The organism is Butyrivibrio hungatei DSM 14810, from assembly GCF_900143205.1.
GTDB classification, from domain to species: Bacteria; Bacillota; Clostridia; order Lachnospirales; family Lachnospiraceae; genus Butyrivibrio; species Butyrivibrio hungatei.
In genome coordinates this window covers 92,980-109,007 of the sequence record NZ_FRDH01000009.1, presented here as the reverse complement: position 1 = coordinate 109,007, position 16,028 = coordinate 92,980, and the positions used below count along the sequence as shown (strand labels likewise).

The 16,028-nt window shown below is 39.3% G+C and carries 16 protein-coding genes; 3 read left to right on the top strand and 13 right to left on the bottom strand.

Going from position 1 to position 16,028, the window contains the following annotated elements:
* Positions 1 to 14: 14 nt before the first annotated feature.
* From BUA02_RS11445 to BUA02_RS11400, 10 genes are all read right to left on the bottom strand, one after another.
* The gene (locus BUA02_RS11445) at positions 15 to 263 is read right to left on the bottom strand and encodes a TIGR03905 family TSCPD domain-containing protein (RefSeq protein WP_071174884.1); all 249 of its coding nucleotides are present in this window, start codon (positions 261 to 263) and stop codon (positions 15 to 17) included.
* A gap of 65 nt (positions 264 to 328) precedes the next feature.
* On the bottom strand, positions 329 to 1,423 hold the full coding sequence (locus BUA02_RS11440) for a hypothetical protein (protein WP_072704231.1): 1,095 nt from the start codon (positions 1,421 to 1,423) through the stop codon (positions 329 to 331).
* 9 nt (positions 1,424 to 1,432) lie between these two features.
* Entirely contained in the window at positions 1,433 to 2,944 is a 1,512-nt protein-coding gene (locus tag BUA02_RS11435; RefSeq protein WP_072704228.1) for an MBOAT family O-acyltransferase, read from the bottom strand.
* Between the two features lie 36 nt (positions 2,945 to 2,980).
* The gene (locus BUA02_RS11430) at positions 2,981 to 3,646 is read right to left on the bottom strand and encodes a zinc dependent phospholipase C family protein (protein WP_072704225.1); all 666 of its coding nucleotides are present in this window, start codon (positions 3,644 to 3,646) and stop codon (positions 2,981 to 2,983) included.
* A gap of 11 nt (positions 3,647 to 3,657) precedes the next feature.
* Entirely contained in the window at positions 3,658 to 4,263 is a 606-nt protein-coding gene (locus BUA02_RS11425; protein ID WP_072704223.1) for an MBL fold metallo-hydrolase, read from the bottom strand.
* A 23-nt stretch (positions 4,264 to 4,286) separates the two neighbouring features.
* Positions 4,287 to 4,754, bottom strand: a complete 468-nt coding sequence (locus BUA02_RS11420; RefSeq protein WP_072704220.1) for a GNAT family N-acetyltransferase — start codon at positions 4,752 to 4,754, stop codon at positions 4,287 to 4,289.
* A gap of 256 nt (positions 4,755 to 5,010) precedes the next feature.
* On the bottom strand, positions 5,011 to 6,039 hold the full coding sequence (locus BUA02_RS11415) for a helix-turn-helix domain-containing protein (RefSeq protein WP_072704218.1): 1,029 nt from the start codon (positions 6,037 to 6,039) through the stop codon (positions 5,011 to 5,013).
* Between the two features lie 168 nt (positions 6,040 to 6,207).
* Positions 6,208 to 6,927: a 5'/3'-nucleotidase SurE gene (surE, locus tag BUA02_RS11410; protein WP_072704215.1), complete on the bottom strand. Its 720-nt coding sequence runs from the start codon at positions 6,925 to 6,927 to the stop codon at positions 6,208 to 6,210.
* Between the two features lie 33 nt (positions 6,928 to 6,960).
* On the bottom strand, positions 6,961 to 8,079 hold the full coding sequence (locus BUA02_RS11405) for an SLC13 family permease (RefSeq protein ID WP_072704212.1): 1,119 nt from the start codon (positions 8,077 to 8,079) through the stop codon (positions 6,961 to 6,963).
* A 36-nt stretch (positions 8,080 to 8,115) separates the two neighbouring features.
* Positions 8,116 to 9,465 (bottom strand): MATE family efflux transporter, encoded by a 1,350-nt coding sequence (locus BUA02_RS11400; protein ID WP_072704209.1) that lies wholly within the window; start codon positions 9,463 to 9,465, stop codon positions 8,116 to 8,118.
* 351 nt (positions 9,466 to 9,816) lie between these two features.
* Here BUA02_RS11400 and BUA02_RS11395 point away from each other — a divergent pair, with 351 nt between their 5' ends.
* Together BUA02_RS11395 and BUA02_RS11390 are read left to right on the top strand one after the other, a co-directional pair.
* A complete protein-coding gene (locus tag BUA02_RS11395) occupies positions 9,817 to 10,584 on the top strand; it encodes a nucleoside phosphorylase (RefSeq protein WP_072704206.1) in 768 nt (255 codons plus the stop codon).
* Positions 10,585 to 10,596: 12 nt separating this feature from the next.
* A complete protein-coding gene (locus tag BUA02_RS11390; protein ID WP_072704203.1) occupies positions 10,597 to 11,124 on the top strand; it encodes a GNAT family N-acetyltransferase in 528 nt (175 codons plus the stop codon).
* Between the two features lie 50 nt (positions 11,125 to 11,174).
* On the opposite strand, the gene arfA is transcribed toward BUA02_RS11390, so the two are convergent.
* Entirely contained in the window at positions 11,175 to 12,689 is a 1,515-nt protein-coding gene (gene arfA / locus BUA02_RS11385) for an arabinosylfuranosidase ArfA (protein WP_072704200.1), read from the bottom strand.
* Between the two features lie 156 nt (positions 12,690 to 12,845).
* Here arfA and BUA02_RS11380 point away from each other — a divergent pair, with 156 nt between their 5' ends.
* A complete protein-coding gene (locus BUA02_RS11380; protein WP_072704197.1) occupies positions 12,846 to 13,772 on the top strand; it encodes an alpha/beta hydrolase in 927 nt (308 codons plus the stop codon).
* Positions 13,773 to 13,830: 58 nt separating this feature from the next.
* Here BUA02_RS11380 and BUA02_RS11375 read toward each other — a convergent pair whose 3' ends face one another.
* Both BUA02_RS11375 and BUA02_RS11370 read right to left on the bottom strand, forming a co-directional pair.
* Positions 13,831 to 14,592 (bottom strand): exodeoxyribonuclease III, encoded by a 762-nt coding sequence (locus BUA02_RS11375; protein WP_072704195.1) that lies wholly within the window; start codon positions 14,590 to 14,592, stop codon positions 13,831 to 13,833.
* On the bottom strand, positions 14,592 to 16,025 hold the full coding sequence (locus tag BUA02_RS11370) for a GGDEF domain-containing protein (RefSeq protein ID WP_072704192.1): 1,434 nt from the start codon (positions 16,023 to 16,025) through the stop codon (positions 14,592 to 14,594). The genes BUA02_RS11375 and BUA02_RS11370 overlap by 1 nt, the downstream gene beginning before the upstream one ends.
* Between the last annotated feature and the right edge of the window lie 3 nt (positions 16,026 to 16,028).

The window sequence follows — 16,028 nt, the reverse complement described above, 5'->3', positions numbered from 1 at the left end:
TTCTTCCAATATTATTACTGTGCCTGCTTCATAGCCTCTTCAATAGCGTATGAAAGCTGATCCGGGCAAGATGTATTCTTGGCGCCGCACTTGATACCACGAAGCTTAGCGATAGCATCTTCGCACTTCATACCTTCTACAAGTCTTGATACACCCTGAAGGTTACCATTACATCCATTTGTAAAGCTAACTGCCTTTATTATTCCGCCCTCAACTTCTATATCTATCTGAGTTGAGCATGTACCCTTTGTTTTGTAAATCATAATAATCTCCTATTTACTCAAATATCTGAATTTTTAGCCACTTTATTATATCACACAATGCAAATTTATCTTATCTCATATGTTAACTTATCCTGCTCTTCGTAAGAAATTATAAGCTCATTAACAACTGAATCCGAAAACTCTTTTACCCCATCAAGGATCTCTTCGTAGTTATCAAGAGTCATCTCGTACTCGCCAGCTATCATCTGATCAAGCATGAGTCTGTTGATCTCAGGACTAAAGTGAATTGAATCCATGTAGTTCTCAAGGTTTGTTGTCACATCCGGCTCGTTCTGGAAGCAGAAGATTCTGACATTGTCATATTGCAAAAGAGCCTTTGTCATCTCTTTTTCACAGTAAATATAGGCATCTCGCTGACCAGTTCTGTATACTCCATCCCACCACAGCATAGAGTATGCTGGATAGAAGAACATAAACTGTGTCTCAGGATGGGCCTCGACCTCTTTTGTTAAAAGAGCTATGTTATCCGCAAGAACATCGTCATAAACGTGCTCATCCATCATATCCACAACATCGATAGGCCTGTAGTAAAGGCCAAGAGCCATTTCGCTACTAAAGGTCTTCCACTTAGCCCAGTTGTAGGAAAGACCTTCGTTGTAATCGCCAAGATAAGAGTTTGCGATCTGATAAGGGATCTTCTCAAGCAAAACATCCTTGTTAAAGAGATACTGCACTTCATTGAGTGGATTGTGATCGTAGAGATACATAGGGCAGCCCGTAGATTCATAGGTTGTGACTGCATCTGCGTTTAGCGCCGATGGATCAATATTGTAAAAGACGTACTTAATGTCATGATTCTTGTAGGCTTCGTCCATTAGATAGCAAAGGTCTGCTGTAGCGCCGTAGGAACGGATAGCCTTTATTGACTTAACGCCGTAGGCTTCGTCGTACCAGGCGTTGTCGTTATTTTCCATAACAGAAGAACCAACAAGGAGCGTATCGTAATCAAAGTGCCTAAGGGTTCCAATACACTGATATTCCTTGTCATTAAGGATTGCCTTAAGGCCAAGCCAAGGCCCATGATAGTGATAAAATGGGTCAAAAACAAAGACCACGCCCCCAACAAATACCACAAGAGCAAGGACTGTTATAAGCAGCCTTTTTATGAAGTTTTTTGATGTCATGTTTTCTTTTTTCATTTGCTTTTCTCAAAACTGGAAGTAGATAAAGGTGCTGACATTTGATAAAGAAATGAAGGACCATACGAATAATACTGCAAGTCCCAGCACTGTCTTTTTGTTAAACTCAGCTTTTTTAACTATTTCCTGCGTGTTTTTCCTGGTCATTACAAAGGCTGAAATAGCTATGTAAATGATGATTGTAATAAGGTATATCTGGTTATCAAGCTGCATTCCAAGCTGTGAAAAGAGCTGTCTAAATACGTAGTTCTCTGCAATCTCAAGGTTTGCTGCTGTTCTATAGAGGAACCCTGGATAGGTCCAGAAAAAGAGCCTTCTAAACATGCCCATTGCATAAGCAAGGTCCTGGGATCTAAAGAATACGAGGGATACCACAAACATAAAGAATGTAAGCGCATTTCCAAGGGCTCTTGGAATGGTGATAAGTGGCTTTTCTCTTAGAAGATATTTCTTTTTCTTGCCATCATCATCGCTTCTAACTGCTACGATTCCAATATCATCCCATACTACAAGGAGACCCTGCATAAGTCCCCAGCAAATATAGGTCCAGCCTGCGCCGTGCCATAGTCCACTAAGTACAAAGACAATGAGAACATTGATCACTGTTCTGAGCTTGCCTTTTCTGCTACCTCCAAGAGGAATGTAAACGTACTTTATAAAGAAACGGGAAAGAGTCATGTGCCATCTCTGCCACAGCTCTTTGGCTGAAGAAGCCTTGTATGGTGAGTTGAAGTTCACAGGAAGCTCGTAGCCAAGCATCATACTGACGCCGTTTGCCATGTCGCAGTAGCCTGAAAAATCAAGGTAGATCTGGAATGTATAAGCCAGCATCACCACAATAACAGTTAATGTGTCGAGGTAGTAAGTATACTTAAAGCCGTAGTTAACTGCTCCTGCCAAGGTATCTGCAAGGATCACCTTCTTGGAAAGGCCGATGATAAAGGACATGAGGCCCTTGGCAAACCTGTCTGAATCATATTTGCGAAGAGATGCGTCGTTAAACTGATCGATCATTTCCTTGTGGAATGCGATAGGTCCCTGAATGAGCTTAGGGAAATACACTGTGTACATGACGTATTTAAGGAACGGATAGTGAGGAGCCTCACCATTTGCCCTGTCTACAATAAAAGATATCTGACCAAAGGTAAAAAAGCTGATTCCTATAGGCATCAGTATTTCTTTTGCTGTAAGAGCTGCACCAGTTAAGGCGTTTACGTTGTCGATGAAAAATCCAAGATACTTAAAATAGAATAGAAGCGCTAGGTTAAAGAGAACGCCAACTATCTTGATAAGCTTTGGCTGATGCCAATGTTCAAGTAACATACTAAGACCATAATTCACGGCAATGCTTACCAGCAAGATCACAAGAAACATGGCGCCAAAAGAGTAATAGAAATACAGTGACATCAATATTAAAAATATGTCTGCCACTGTATGTTTTTCGAATCTATTTAGTGCATACCAGCCAAGAAGTAATATTGGCAGGAACACCAGTATAAATGTAAATGAATTAAATCCCATTCATGCTCTCCATTTGTTTATATCATGAAGAGTATATCATAAATACTTTTGGGTTAAAATCTTTTGAACAGTTCTATCTACGAAGTCCGCCGACTGCTCTGGAGTCAGATAAGTATACTTTCTATGAAGGTCACCGTGGTTGTCACTTCTATAGAAGCCGCAAATGTACTGCCTGCGGTTCTCAAAGGCGTCCTTACTGAAGATATCCATAAATTCATTATCGTAATCTACAGCGCTTTCGTAAATGTGAAATGCCCTGAAATCAGGATGCTCTTCTAAGTACAAAAAGTCTATGTCGTACCAATCACCCTTGGCAGTCCAAACAAGCTTATTCTTGTCCTGTGCTGCTTCCTTTGGATATGCCTTTAAAAGGCCGCAATACACATCATTTGTCCAGTCAATATCAGTTAAAAGATGTACGTAATAGCCCAGGAAAAATGAGTATTCCTTCTTGCTATAACTCCCAATTAGCTCTTCGTTAAAATATTTGTCGCAGAACTCTTCCACGTCAAAAAATGTTTCATCATCTGCCTTAGTCTTAAAATGAGAAACCACCTTTGGAGGATGAAACTCTGTCCAGTTCTCGTTTGGAACGCCACTATCCGGCGCAATGTTTCCCATAACGAATGCTGTCTCATCCAGGTCTTTGATCCTATCAAGGAGCTTGTCTGCAATTCTTAAGTGTACCATCCATGATGCCATGTGCTATTCTCCTATCTTTTGTTTATTGGAACTAGTATCTCAGAGCTATTCTTATCTCTGTTGCCATAGATATCATATAGCTCGTTTAAAACATCTATCTTATCCCTTACTAATCTTGGATAATGGCTTACTAAAAGATATGGAGATTTGAGATGCTCTATAACCTCTATCTCTGCTTTTACTAGCTGCGAATTATATATATAGTATCCATCTTTCACTTTACTATATAGCGCATCACCTAGAAAAGCATACATATTATCAACTTCTAACCCTAGGCATCCTTTAGCATGACTTGATGGAATTGGGAAAATATGCATATTTCCTATATATGTATCTGACTCGATAATAGTTCCTCTTCCAACGTGTTTATACGTTTCTTTTGAAACATACAGCTCATCGCAATTCACATTATCTATATTCCCAATATGATCAGCATGAAAATGAGAAAGGACTACGTTACACTTACAATCAGGAATACTAGACAAACTCTGCTCTCCATTTCCAACATCATAAAGCCAGGTTTTTTCTCCATCCTTAATAACCCCAATGTCCGCAGATAAGGGATTATCTGATGCTTCTATGTAACTGATTTTGTCATTTATCCTGCTAATACTCATTGATTCGTTATTCTTTCTGGCTCTTAATTGATTAAATCCTTTTTCAATACAACCTTGTCTTCTGTTCTATATTCTTCATAAAAACCATGTTTTATAAAAAGCGTAATTGCTGTATTATCAATCGCTATATCATCATACAGGGCAGCTATCCCGTTTTCTCTTGCCGCTTGGCAAAGTAATTCTAGTCCCTGAGCTCCATATCCTTTTCCTCTATCTTTTGAGAACACTATAACATTCGCAACATAGCCATCATACTCAGAGTCATAATGATAAGCTATTTCTCCTACAAATCCAGTTTCATCTTTCAGATATCTATAGTATCTTTTGTTCTCATGATTACTTACCCATTTGTCATACCATCCATCCCATTTCTCTTTTGGAAATTGGATAGTCCCGCCCCACGCGTGATTGTACGACATTGTTTCTTTATCAGCCAAAAGTTTTTCTCTGAACCACATATCTTCAAGTGATGGCGTAACTAATTTGAGCATTATTCTAAATCCCCCCATATTAATAATTCTATAAATATGATCCGTTTATCCAAAATATTTATGAATAAAAATATCCGTTTTACCAAAATTTTTCTTTGAAATACTATCCGTTACTGCTTAAGCGAAAGATATAGTGCTCACTGTCTTATCTTCTGATATTACCATATTCTCTTGTAATATTATTGTCTATTTCTGACATTTTTCTTGTCCAAAGCGGACAAAATGTGCTCCTTACCCGCTTTGGACACATTGATGTTTATAAATCCCTTGATAATTCCTCAATCTGCTCATCTATCTCATCAAGCGCATAACCATATCTTGCGCCCCAATCGTCTTTGATGAGCTGCTTTTTCTTTTTGTAATACCCAATAGCTGAAGCTTTATCGCCAAGTCTAATGTAGCACTGCGCTATTGCATCATACATGTCGGTGTAGCGAGGCTTTTCCATTGCTTCAAAGCTCATAAGCCAGTATTCGATTGCTTCCTCATAGTGCTCGTTTTGAGCAAACTGGTTTGCAACATGGAAAAGAACTCTCCAATCCTTAGGATATTTATCTGCTAATGCTTTGTACTTATCAATCACTGATGCAAAGCCATGCTCAATCTCTTCTATCTGAACTTCATATGTGTCATAAAGTGTATCTTTTGATACAGTCCTAGCTTCAGCTAATATCTCTTTTGCTTCAGATAATCGGCCTGCGTCCATGAGATCGTCTAAGAGATAGAGATATGCGCTTACGTTCTTTGGCTCTGCCTTTAAGATCTTTTTCCAGAAATCGATGGAGTCCTTATGACTTCCTATGTTCCAGTCATGATTCTTTCCGTGAAGAGCGTGGAATATAAGTGTCATATTGTCTTTTGAATTTGGCTTTAGTTCAAGAGCTCTTTTAGCATAGTCAAAGCTTTTTTTCTCAAGGATTTCAACCCAAACGCTATACATATCAGCAAGGAGATTTATTGGCTTGTAGTTATCAGGCTTTAAATCTATCTCTGACTTTAAGAAGCTTTCCATATCGAGAAATTCCTTAGCAGTTATGTCTCTGTTGAATTCTAGTGTGTTTGAGATCTTTTCGTATTTCTTTTCTTTAGAGTACTCAAAGAGATCATCTATTGCTACTCCAAAGCACGCTGCGATATTTGGAAGTGTCTGAATATCTGGTTGTGAGATATCCTTTTCCCATTTGCTGATTGCCTGACTTGTAACTCCTAGTTTTTCCGCTAGTTCACTCTGTGACATTCCTTTGTCGCGCCTTAATTTCTTTATCTTTTCACCTATTGTTGTCATATTTTCTTCCTCGTTTTGATTAGTCTTAGTGTTCTCTATATCAATATCCGGATTTGATAATATGATTGTAGTATTAGCGAAATCAACTGTAAATCGAATATATAGCTATTTTTTACAACTGTTGGTTTAAAAAAGGCAATCCTCACATCTGTAAGGATTGCCTTTCAATTAACACAAATTCTCTACAAGTCCTATAGACACGTAATTATCTAATATCGCACCTATGTCTGTTCCTTCTTCAGAGACGGGAGCGAAGGTTCCATCAACCATGTAGCTGATGCCGCCATTGTCTAACTTCTTAACTTCTTTATAACTATCTATGTAGAAGGCTCTCCTAGAAACTGTTCTGTCTCTTAGGATTCCCTTGCACTTTTCTAATTTGCAGCCGGGGAAATTTACGTTGTAGATAAATCCTGGCTTGTACTCTTTTTCTACAAGTTCCGTCATTATTTCTTTTAAATACTTATCAGTTGTTTCGTGGATTCCGTTAAGGCCTTCTGAGAAGGCTATTGAGTGATATCCTTGGAATTCGCCTTCTAGAGCTGCTCCAACAGTTGCTGAATACTGAATATCTGATGCTACGTTGTAGCCAAAGTTAATGCCTGTCATCACGATGTCTGGTTTTTCTGGCATTACGCTTAGACTTCCAACTCTTATGCAGTCTGCAGGTGTTCCTGAACATGAATATGCATGAACTCCGCTTACCGGGAAGTCATATGGATACACATCTATTGGATTTCTAAGGGAGATGCTGTGTGACGCTGCGCTTCTTTGACCATCTGGCGCTACTACCCAGACTTCTCCGAAGTCTTTTGCTTCCTGCACAAGCCTTATGAGTCCGTCTGCGTCGATTCCATCATCATTTGTTATCAGAATTCTTTTTGTCATCCGAAAGTTCTCCACATTTCTAGATTAAAAATCTTAAATTATCCACCATAACAAAAGTAATCCACAAAGAAATGCAAGGTTAAATATTGTGAATACACCTATATATTTAGCGCTATTTTCCTGATATTCCTTGGTGTAAGCTTTGTAAGAAATAAGACTCGCCATTGATGCGATGAGAGTTCCAAGTCCGCCTACATTTACGCCTACCAGCAGTTCTTTATAATTGGTGGTAAATCCTGAAAGAAGGAGCGTAGCTGGAACGTTACTGATAACCTGACTTGCAAGAACAGATATTAGTAGCTCTTTGCCCTCCATGATACCTCTTAGGAAATCGCTGATAAATCCTATTTTACCCATGTTTCCTGTGAAGATGAAAAATCCAATGAATGTCAAAAGCAGGATATAGTCTGCCCTAAAGAGGATCTTGTAATCCATTCCGCCTACTATAATGAGGACAACACCTGCAAACACGTACCATGGCAGTACTCTCATTACTGTCAAAAGAGCTACTGCAAAGAGCACTATGTATATGATGATCTGAACTTTACTGCCAAATTTACTTGTTATGAGGCTATCTTTATTTGTATCTAAAGAACTATTTTTTCCTGGAACAATCAAAAGGCAAAGCGCTAAAAACACTGCAGATACGAGGCTATATGGTAGCATTGTCATTATAAATTCTACAAGGCTCATTCCTGTTAAGCCGTACATATAGAGGTTCTGAGGATTTCCTATTGGAGTCAGCATACTTCCAAGGTTTGCTGCTATGGTCTGAAGAACGATCACAGGGATCATCATTTCTTCTTTATGGCAGCTGTGAAGGATCATGATTGCAAAGGGTACGAAAGTTATGAGTGCTACGTCATTTGTGATGAGCATGCTTCCTACAAAGCACATGAATACTAATACTGCAGCCAGCTGCCAGCCTTTTTTTACCTTGGATAAAAGAGCTCCAGCAATCTTCTCAAATACTGAGTTTTCCTTAAATCCTTGGATGATGACCATGAGTCCCCATAAGATGCCAAGGGACCTAAAGTCGATATATCCGATGTACTCTTTGTCTGGATGAACAAAGAATGCGGATATTATCGCCAGAATCCATGCTATTGTCAGAACTACATCTAATTTCTTTAACTTTTTTAATGCATTCATTTCTAAGTTACTGCCTTGAGGCTTCTCCTTCTTTACTCATCTCGTAAGGTCTTTTACCCATTTATATTTCCTGAATCTGTACATAACCCACGGAATCTTGCCAACTTCATCAAGACAGGTACAGGCATACACTGCAAGCGGCGACCAGTGAAATACAAAGGCTCCGGCAAGAGCCAGCGGAATTGCTATCATCCACATGCAGACGATGAGGCTATACATGTCAAAGAGTGTATCTCCGCCGCCATCAAGGACGCCATTTATGGTAACTGTATTGACACATCTTCCGATCATATAAATTGACATTATGATCATCATACCAATGAGGTATTTTCTTGCGGAGTCTGTAAGGATTACTCCGTGGACTACTGCTGGTGTAACTGCAAGCACGATTGCTGTTGAGATAAATCCGATCACGTAAGAAATATTCTTTAGCTTGATACCATATTTTTTTCCAAGTTCCAGATTACCTGCTCCGAGCTCGTTACCTACCATGATTCCTGCGGCGCTTCCTATGCCGTTACATGCGCAGCACACGAGATCACGCACGACAGCAGCTATTGAGTTTGCTGCGGCTGCGTCAACTCCCATGTGTCCCATAATCGCCGTGTATGATGTAAATCCAATTCCCCAACAAAGTGATCCTCCCATAAGTGGAAGGCACTGCTTGGCAAAGTCGCCGATGAGGACTTTTGGTACTGACAAGAATCTTGATAATGCTGGTCTGATATAGTCTTTGCCTGTTGACAGGATAATGCAAAGGGCAAGTTCTATGATTCTTGCTATTGTTGTTGCAAGGGCTGCGCCGTTTGCTTCCATTCTAGGCGCTCCAAATAATCCAAAAATGAATATTGAATTGAATATGATATTCGTGATAACAGCCATACTACTGATAAATGCACCGGCTTTAACCTGCTCTGTGACTTTCATGATTGCAAGATAGCACTGAGATACACCTGTTATGAGGTATGACCAGCCTGCAATCCTCAGATAGCTACTTCCAATGTCATTTAGCTGAGCTTCATTTGTGAATATCCCCATCAGAACCTGAGGGCACAGCTCACACGCTGCAAAGAACAGGATTGATACTATACCGCAGAACCAGAGCATGAGATTAAAGATGTTTTCAAGTGTCTTTTTATCTCCCTTGCCCCAATACTGGGCTCCAAGGATTGCTCCTGCGCTGGTTGCTGAGAATATGAACATGTTCTGGACAAATTGAATCTGCGTAGCAAGAGACACTGCTGTCATCTGCTCCTGTGCTACACGTCCAAGCATCAATGCATCTGCCGCAGCCACCATGGCCAGCATCAGACTCTGAAGTGCTATAGGAAGTGATATTCTTGTTAAGTTCCTGTAAAAGAGCTTGTTATCTATAGTTGTTTCCATTTATTTTAATGCCTTTCTATCATCCATCTCTCATTAAACCATCAATAAATACTTTTGCATAGAGATATTTTTAAGTATAAATTTTTGCTTGACGTATCTTTTTTATTAGAGTATTGTATTAACAATTATTCAGAAAGGGAGCTATTTTATGATATTTATATCTGCCAAGAATTTTAATACAGATAATTATCCTATGGTTAAAGATAATAATAATCTTAATCATGGTTTATTTGTGTATTTGAATCCAGGCGGAGATGAATAAGTGTAGCTATATATAAATCTATTTTGGAATTTAGCACTTATCACTCACATGGTAAGTGCTTTTTTATTATCATTTTTAGGAGGAGTTTTATGTTACTTGAAGAATTTGATTTTTGTAAGAAGGCTATTATTAACCCGGATATGATCCACGACAAGATTGGTGGCTTTCCTGAGACTGTAATTGGAATCTTTTCTCATCATCTTTTTGACAGGATTGTGAAGTTTCTTGGTGGTGAAAAGATTGCTGAATACAGCGACGTTGATGGTATCTTCAATATTTACAAGGTCTCATATAAAGGAAGAGAGTTTGGTCTTGTAAAGGCTCGTCTTGGCGGTCCTTCATGCGTTGGCGCTTTTGAAGATATTATCGCTATGGGCGGTAAGAGAATCATACTCCTTGGTAACTGCGGCGTTCTAGATAAGTCTATCGATGATTGCGGTATAATTATCCCAACAAAGGCTATTCGTGATGAGGGCACAAGTTATCATTATGCTCCACCTTCTGATTACATTGATGTAAATAAAAAATATATTTCTGATTTTAAGGCTGTCTGTGATGAGCTTGGATACCCTTATGTTGAAGGCATCACCTGGACTACAGATGCTTTCTATAGAGAGACTCCTGACAGGATTGCCAAAAGAAAAGAGATGGGCGCTATCTGCGTTGAAATGGAATGTGCTCCAATGCAGGCTCTATGCGACTTTAGAGGAATTGAATATTTCCAGTTCCTTTATGCCGGTGACAACCTTGATCATTCAAACTGGGATCCAAGGAGCCTTTCTGGAACAGATAGGTTAGATGACAAAGAAAAGATTGCACTTCTGGCATTTGAACTTGCCTTGAAGATAGAAAAGTAATAGGAGGATGTTATGGAAGAATTGTATTTAATGGAACCAACAGAAGAATATCTTGAGCAGATTACTGAGTACCGCGATGAGTTTTTAAAGGCTGACAGCTCAATGGACGGAACAAGTGCTCTTAGACTTTTTGAGGACGCAAAAGAATGGCTTGATCACTTAAAAGAATATAGTGATGAAAAGACTATTCCTGAAGGAAAGGTTCCTTCTACATTATTTCTTTTCATGAGAAGATCAGATAATAGAATCCTTGGTATGATTGATATCCGCCACAGACTTAATGATTATCTTCTCAACTATGGAGGAAACATCGGTTATTCAATTCGTCCTAGCGAGCGACAGAAGGGATACGCTAAGGAGATGCTTCGTCAGGCTTTACCTTTCTGTAAGTCTCTTGGTCTCGACAAAGTTCTGATTACTTGTAACGACTACAACGAAGGTAGTCGCAGAACTATCCTAGCTAATGGTGGTGTTTTTGAGAATACGAGCTACGAACCTGATGAAAAAATGACCCTTGAAAGATATTGGATAAAACTCTGATAATAGAAATCACCCTCTTTACTGAATAACAATAAAGAGGGTGATAATTTTTACTTTGCAAGTCTGATTACGTTCCAGCTCTTTGCAGGAAGTGTACTTGTGAGAATACCTTTTTCTACCTTTGATGCTTTTGTGAAATCTACTGGCTTAACGTTATCAGGTTTTTTCTCTGTATTTACTGCCTTGAGGTCTTTGTGTGTGAGCATGCTATGCTCTACAACCTTGTACCCAGCAAACTGTCTGAGGTCGCAGGTAAGTTCATAATCACCTTCTAAGTCTTTGTTTACAGCAAAGATTGTGAGTGTCTCATTTTCCTCATCGCAAAGAACTACGCTGTCTACGTATGGAGCATCACCGTGCTTGGATTCATAGGTAGGAACCTTAACAACAGTGTTGAGAACTTCTCCTCTTCCGTATACACTTGCCTGCATGTATGGATAGAAGATTGTCTGTCTCCATGCTCCTGTATCTGATGTCATGATAGGTGCAATAACATTTACAAGCTGAGCAAGACATGCAATCTTAACTCTGTCTGCATGTCTAAGGAGTGTGATGAGCATTGAACCAACAAGAAGTGCATCTTCAAAGTTGTAGATATCCTCAAGCTGATGAGGGTGCTCGCTCCATTTCTCAACCTTCTGATCATTTGAATGATACCAAACATTCCATTCATCAAATGAGAGATTTATTGTCTTCTTGGAACGCTTAACTGCCTTAACATAATCGCAGATGCTGATAACCTGACCAATGAACTGGTCCATAGCTACGCTGCTTGCAAGGAAATTAGGAGTATCGTCCTCAGCATTGCCATAATATGTATGAAGTGAGAGATAATCTGTTGTATCGTAGCTGTTCTCAAGTACAATTCTCTCCCAGTTTCCAAATGTATCCATGTAAAGAGATGATGATCCGCAAGCTACTGTCTCGATTGTTGGATCAACGAGCTTCATTATATGACCTGCTCTTCCAGCCTTTAAGCCGTACTCCTCAGCAGTTAAATGTCCCATCTGCCATGGTCCATCCATCTCATTTCCAAGACACCACAGCTTAATGTTGTAAGGATCTTTGGCACCGTTCTTAATTCTCATATCACTGTACTTGGTACCGCTTTTGATATTGCAATATTCTACTACGTTTCTAGCGTCATCTATTCCTCTTGTGCCGAGATTGATAGCGTACATTGGCTTTGTACCAACCTTTTTACACCAGTCCATGAACTCGTCAAGGCCAAACTGATTAGTCTCTACTACGCCCCAAGCAAGCTCTAATCTTCTTGGTCTGTCTTTCTTTGGTCCTACGCTGTCTTCCCAGTTAAAGGCTGATACGAAGTTTCCGCCTGGATATCTTACGATAGGGACGCCTATCTCTTTGATGAGCTTCATGACGTCCTTACGATAGCCATTTTTGTCTGCAAATTTATTGCCTGGCTGATAGATTCCTTCATAGACAGCTCTTCCAAGATGCTCGATAAAAGAGCCATAGATACGCTCGTCTACTTTACTGATAGTAAAGTCACGATCAATACATAACTGAACTTTGTTTACTTTTTTACTGTTTTTCGCCATTTTTATTTACCCCTAAAATACTTTATTATACTATGAACTATGATAAAACATAATGATAAAAAAGAATACCGTTTTCTTGCTTATTTTAACAAAAAAAATGCTATTATATATATAGCTTTATATATACCGGTGTGTTTCCGGTGGATTGGAGACTTAATGAGTAAGAAAAACGCTTTTGTAAAGCTAGGCATCTTTTCAGCCTTATTTGGAGGCGCTTTTGCTTTTAGCAATTACATCTACAAGATTTCTACAGTTCCTCATCAGCACACAGATGATGACAAGGACTTTGATGAACAGATCACTGAGGGACGTCACTTTGTAAGAAATCATCCAGACAGACAGGATATGTTTATCGATAGTATCGACCAGCTTAAGCTTCATGCTTCATATATTCCTGCTTCTACAAACTCTCACAAATATGCCATTATTATCCATGGCATTTGGGACAATCACGAGAGTAATGGAATTTATGCAAAGCATTATCTTGAAAAAGGTATTAACTGCTTACTTCCAGACCTTAGAGGTTTTGGTAAGAGTGAAGGCAAGTACATTGGATATGGTCTTGATGACAGGCTTGATATCTTGGAGTGGATCTACTGGATCATCAAGAGAGACCCTGAAGCTAAGATTCTTTTACATGGTATGTCCATGGGAGCTGCTACAACTCTTATGACTACAGGTGAGCATCTTCCAGAAAATGTTAAGGCTGCTATTGCAGACAGCGCATACGCAACTCTTCGCGAGCAGTTTGCTGCAACCTACAAGAGTTTCAAGGGCTCCTTTATACCAACGCCTATTGCCCTTGCTCTTTCTAGAATTATCATCTACTTGAGAGCTGGCTATGACATAAATGATGCGAGCCCTATCAAGGCTGTTGCTAAGTCTGAAACTCCTACATTATTCATTCACGGAGATGATGATTCATTTATCGATCCTCACATGTGCTCAAGACTCTATGAAGCAGCTAGCTGTCCAAAGCAGTACTGCATGATCCTTGGTGCTGGACACATTGAGGGAGTTGTAAAAGACCCTGATAATTACTGGGGTAAGATTGCAAGCTTCCTTGCAAAGACAGATTTTTGATCTAGTTTATGAGATTAAGAAAGCTCTGATTCGTATGAATCAGAGCTTTTATTGTGCTTTATTTTAATATAAGTCCTACTGGACAATGGTCTGAACCAAGGGCTTCGCTATAGATCTTGGCATCTTCTACCTTTGGCATGAGGCTTTCTGAAACTACAAAGTAGTCAATACGCCAGCCTGCGTTCTTGGCTCTTGAGTTAAATCTATAGGACCACCAAGAATATGCTCCTTCAAGGTCAGGATAGAAATGTCTGAAGGTATCTACAAGTCCTGAATTTACTACGTTATCAAACTTAGCTCTTTCTTCATCAGTAAATCCGGCGTGTCCTCTGTTTGGCTTAGGATTTTTGAGGTCTATCTCTTTGTGAGCTACGTTTAAGTCACCGCAGTAGATCACTGGCTTTTTCTCTTCAAGCTTTTTGATGTATGCAAGAAAATCATCTTCCCAAACCTGTCTATATTCAAGTCTTGATAAATCTTCTTTTGCATTTGGAACATATACTGTTACAAGATAGTAATCTTCATATTCTGCTGTTATCACACGTCCTTCGTGGTCATGCTCTTCAATTCCAAGGCCATAGGTTACAGATATTGGTTCTTCTTTTGTGAAGATTGCAGTTCCTGAATAGCCTTTCTTCTCGGCATAATTCCAATACTCTTTGTACCCAGGAAGATCCATCTCTATCTGACCTTCTTGAAGCTTGGTCTCCTGAAGGCAGATCACATCAGGATTTTCTTTTTCCATGAATTCCTGAAAGCAGCCTTTTGACACACAGGCTCTGAGTCCGTTTACATTCCATGATACTAACTTAAGTCCCATTATGATATATTTCCTTTTATTCTCTGTAAGTTTTCGTCTGTCTCTTTTAACATCTCACGAAGTGAGAGATTGTCGTCATAGCTAAATTCGCAGATAGCATACTGAAGATGGTTGATATATCTTGGCGAATCGGCAAGGAGTTTTCCATTTTGCATAGACATCTCCTGGATGATTGCCTCTGATTTGCCCTCTTCATCAGTGATTTCAATCACAGCAAATTCGTCGCCGCGGATTCTACCGCATAGGCTATCTCCAAATACATCCTGAAGTACCTTGGCTACTTTCTTGACGGCTCTGTCACCTTCGTCATGTCCGTAAATATCGTTGATTCCTTTGAGTGATTCCATGTGAATGTAGGAAACTACTGCAAATTTTCCTGGTTTAAATTCTTCTTTTAAGAGGTCATAAGCCTTTGCAAAGAATCCTCTTCTATTGAGTCCGCCGGTGAGATAGTCCTGATCTCCGATGTGATCAAGAACTGAATCGTCTCTTGCGAGCTCTTCCTGAACTTCATAGAGCTCTTCTGTGGTTTTAAGGAGTTCTTTTTCCAAATATGAAAGTCTGGAAATTGCTGTTACAAATCCCTGGAAGCTCTCAAAGTAATGGTCTATGAGCATTCTTGGATTATACTCTGTAATCAGGATTCCCAGCTGGTAATCTCCTACAAATATTGCACCGGTTAAAAGAACTGTTGTCTTTTTTTGTGTATAACTAGAGAAGATTTTGTCTGTCTCTGTGGATAACTTTCCATCTGAAAAAGTAGCACAGCTTCCATCAACTACTGTACTTTTAACAGAAATTGTCTCTGGAATATTCCATGGATACTTTGTGGTATTCTTTACCTTCTTGTCATACAGATAGATACCAAAATTATTGATACCTATATTTACTGCCGCTTTTGCAAGTATCTCGTGCGCTTTTTCTGTTTCATATTTTTTGTGGAACAGGTTAAATCCTAGTTCAGAAATAATAGATAGAGCATCGGAATCTGGCTGTTCTACGAATGTGAAATTCTTTGCAGTTTCTGCTGGAGGAATAACTCCATTTTTTGCAAAGAATATTGCATCGCAAACAGCCTCATATCCTAACTGCTCAAATTGATCATGATCTGTTTCAACTGCGTTTACTGCTTGGAATCCTTCTGTCTCAGTAAGTGTTAAAACAGGTACTTTGTCGAATTTTTTAAGAAAAGCTTCTTTCCTAAGAATCGATGTTTCTTTTCCTATCCTCTCGATGTCTACAATAATGGCGTCGAAATCGGACGTGTTGGCATAGTCAAACAGAGCACTATACTGATGTTTGTCTGAATCAATATATTTACCAGGCATAATGACAAGGGATACACCCTTGTCATTTGCAGCCTGGCTTGCTCCTACACAAATTCTTTTTACTTCTTTGTCTTCTAACTCAGATATTAACAGTCCGATGTTCATAGG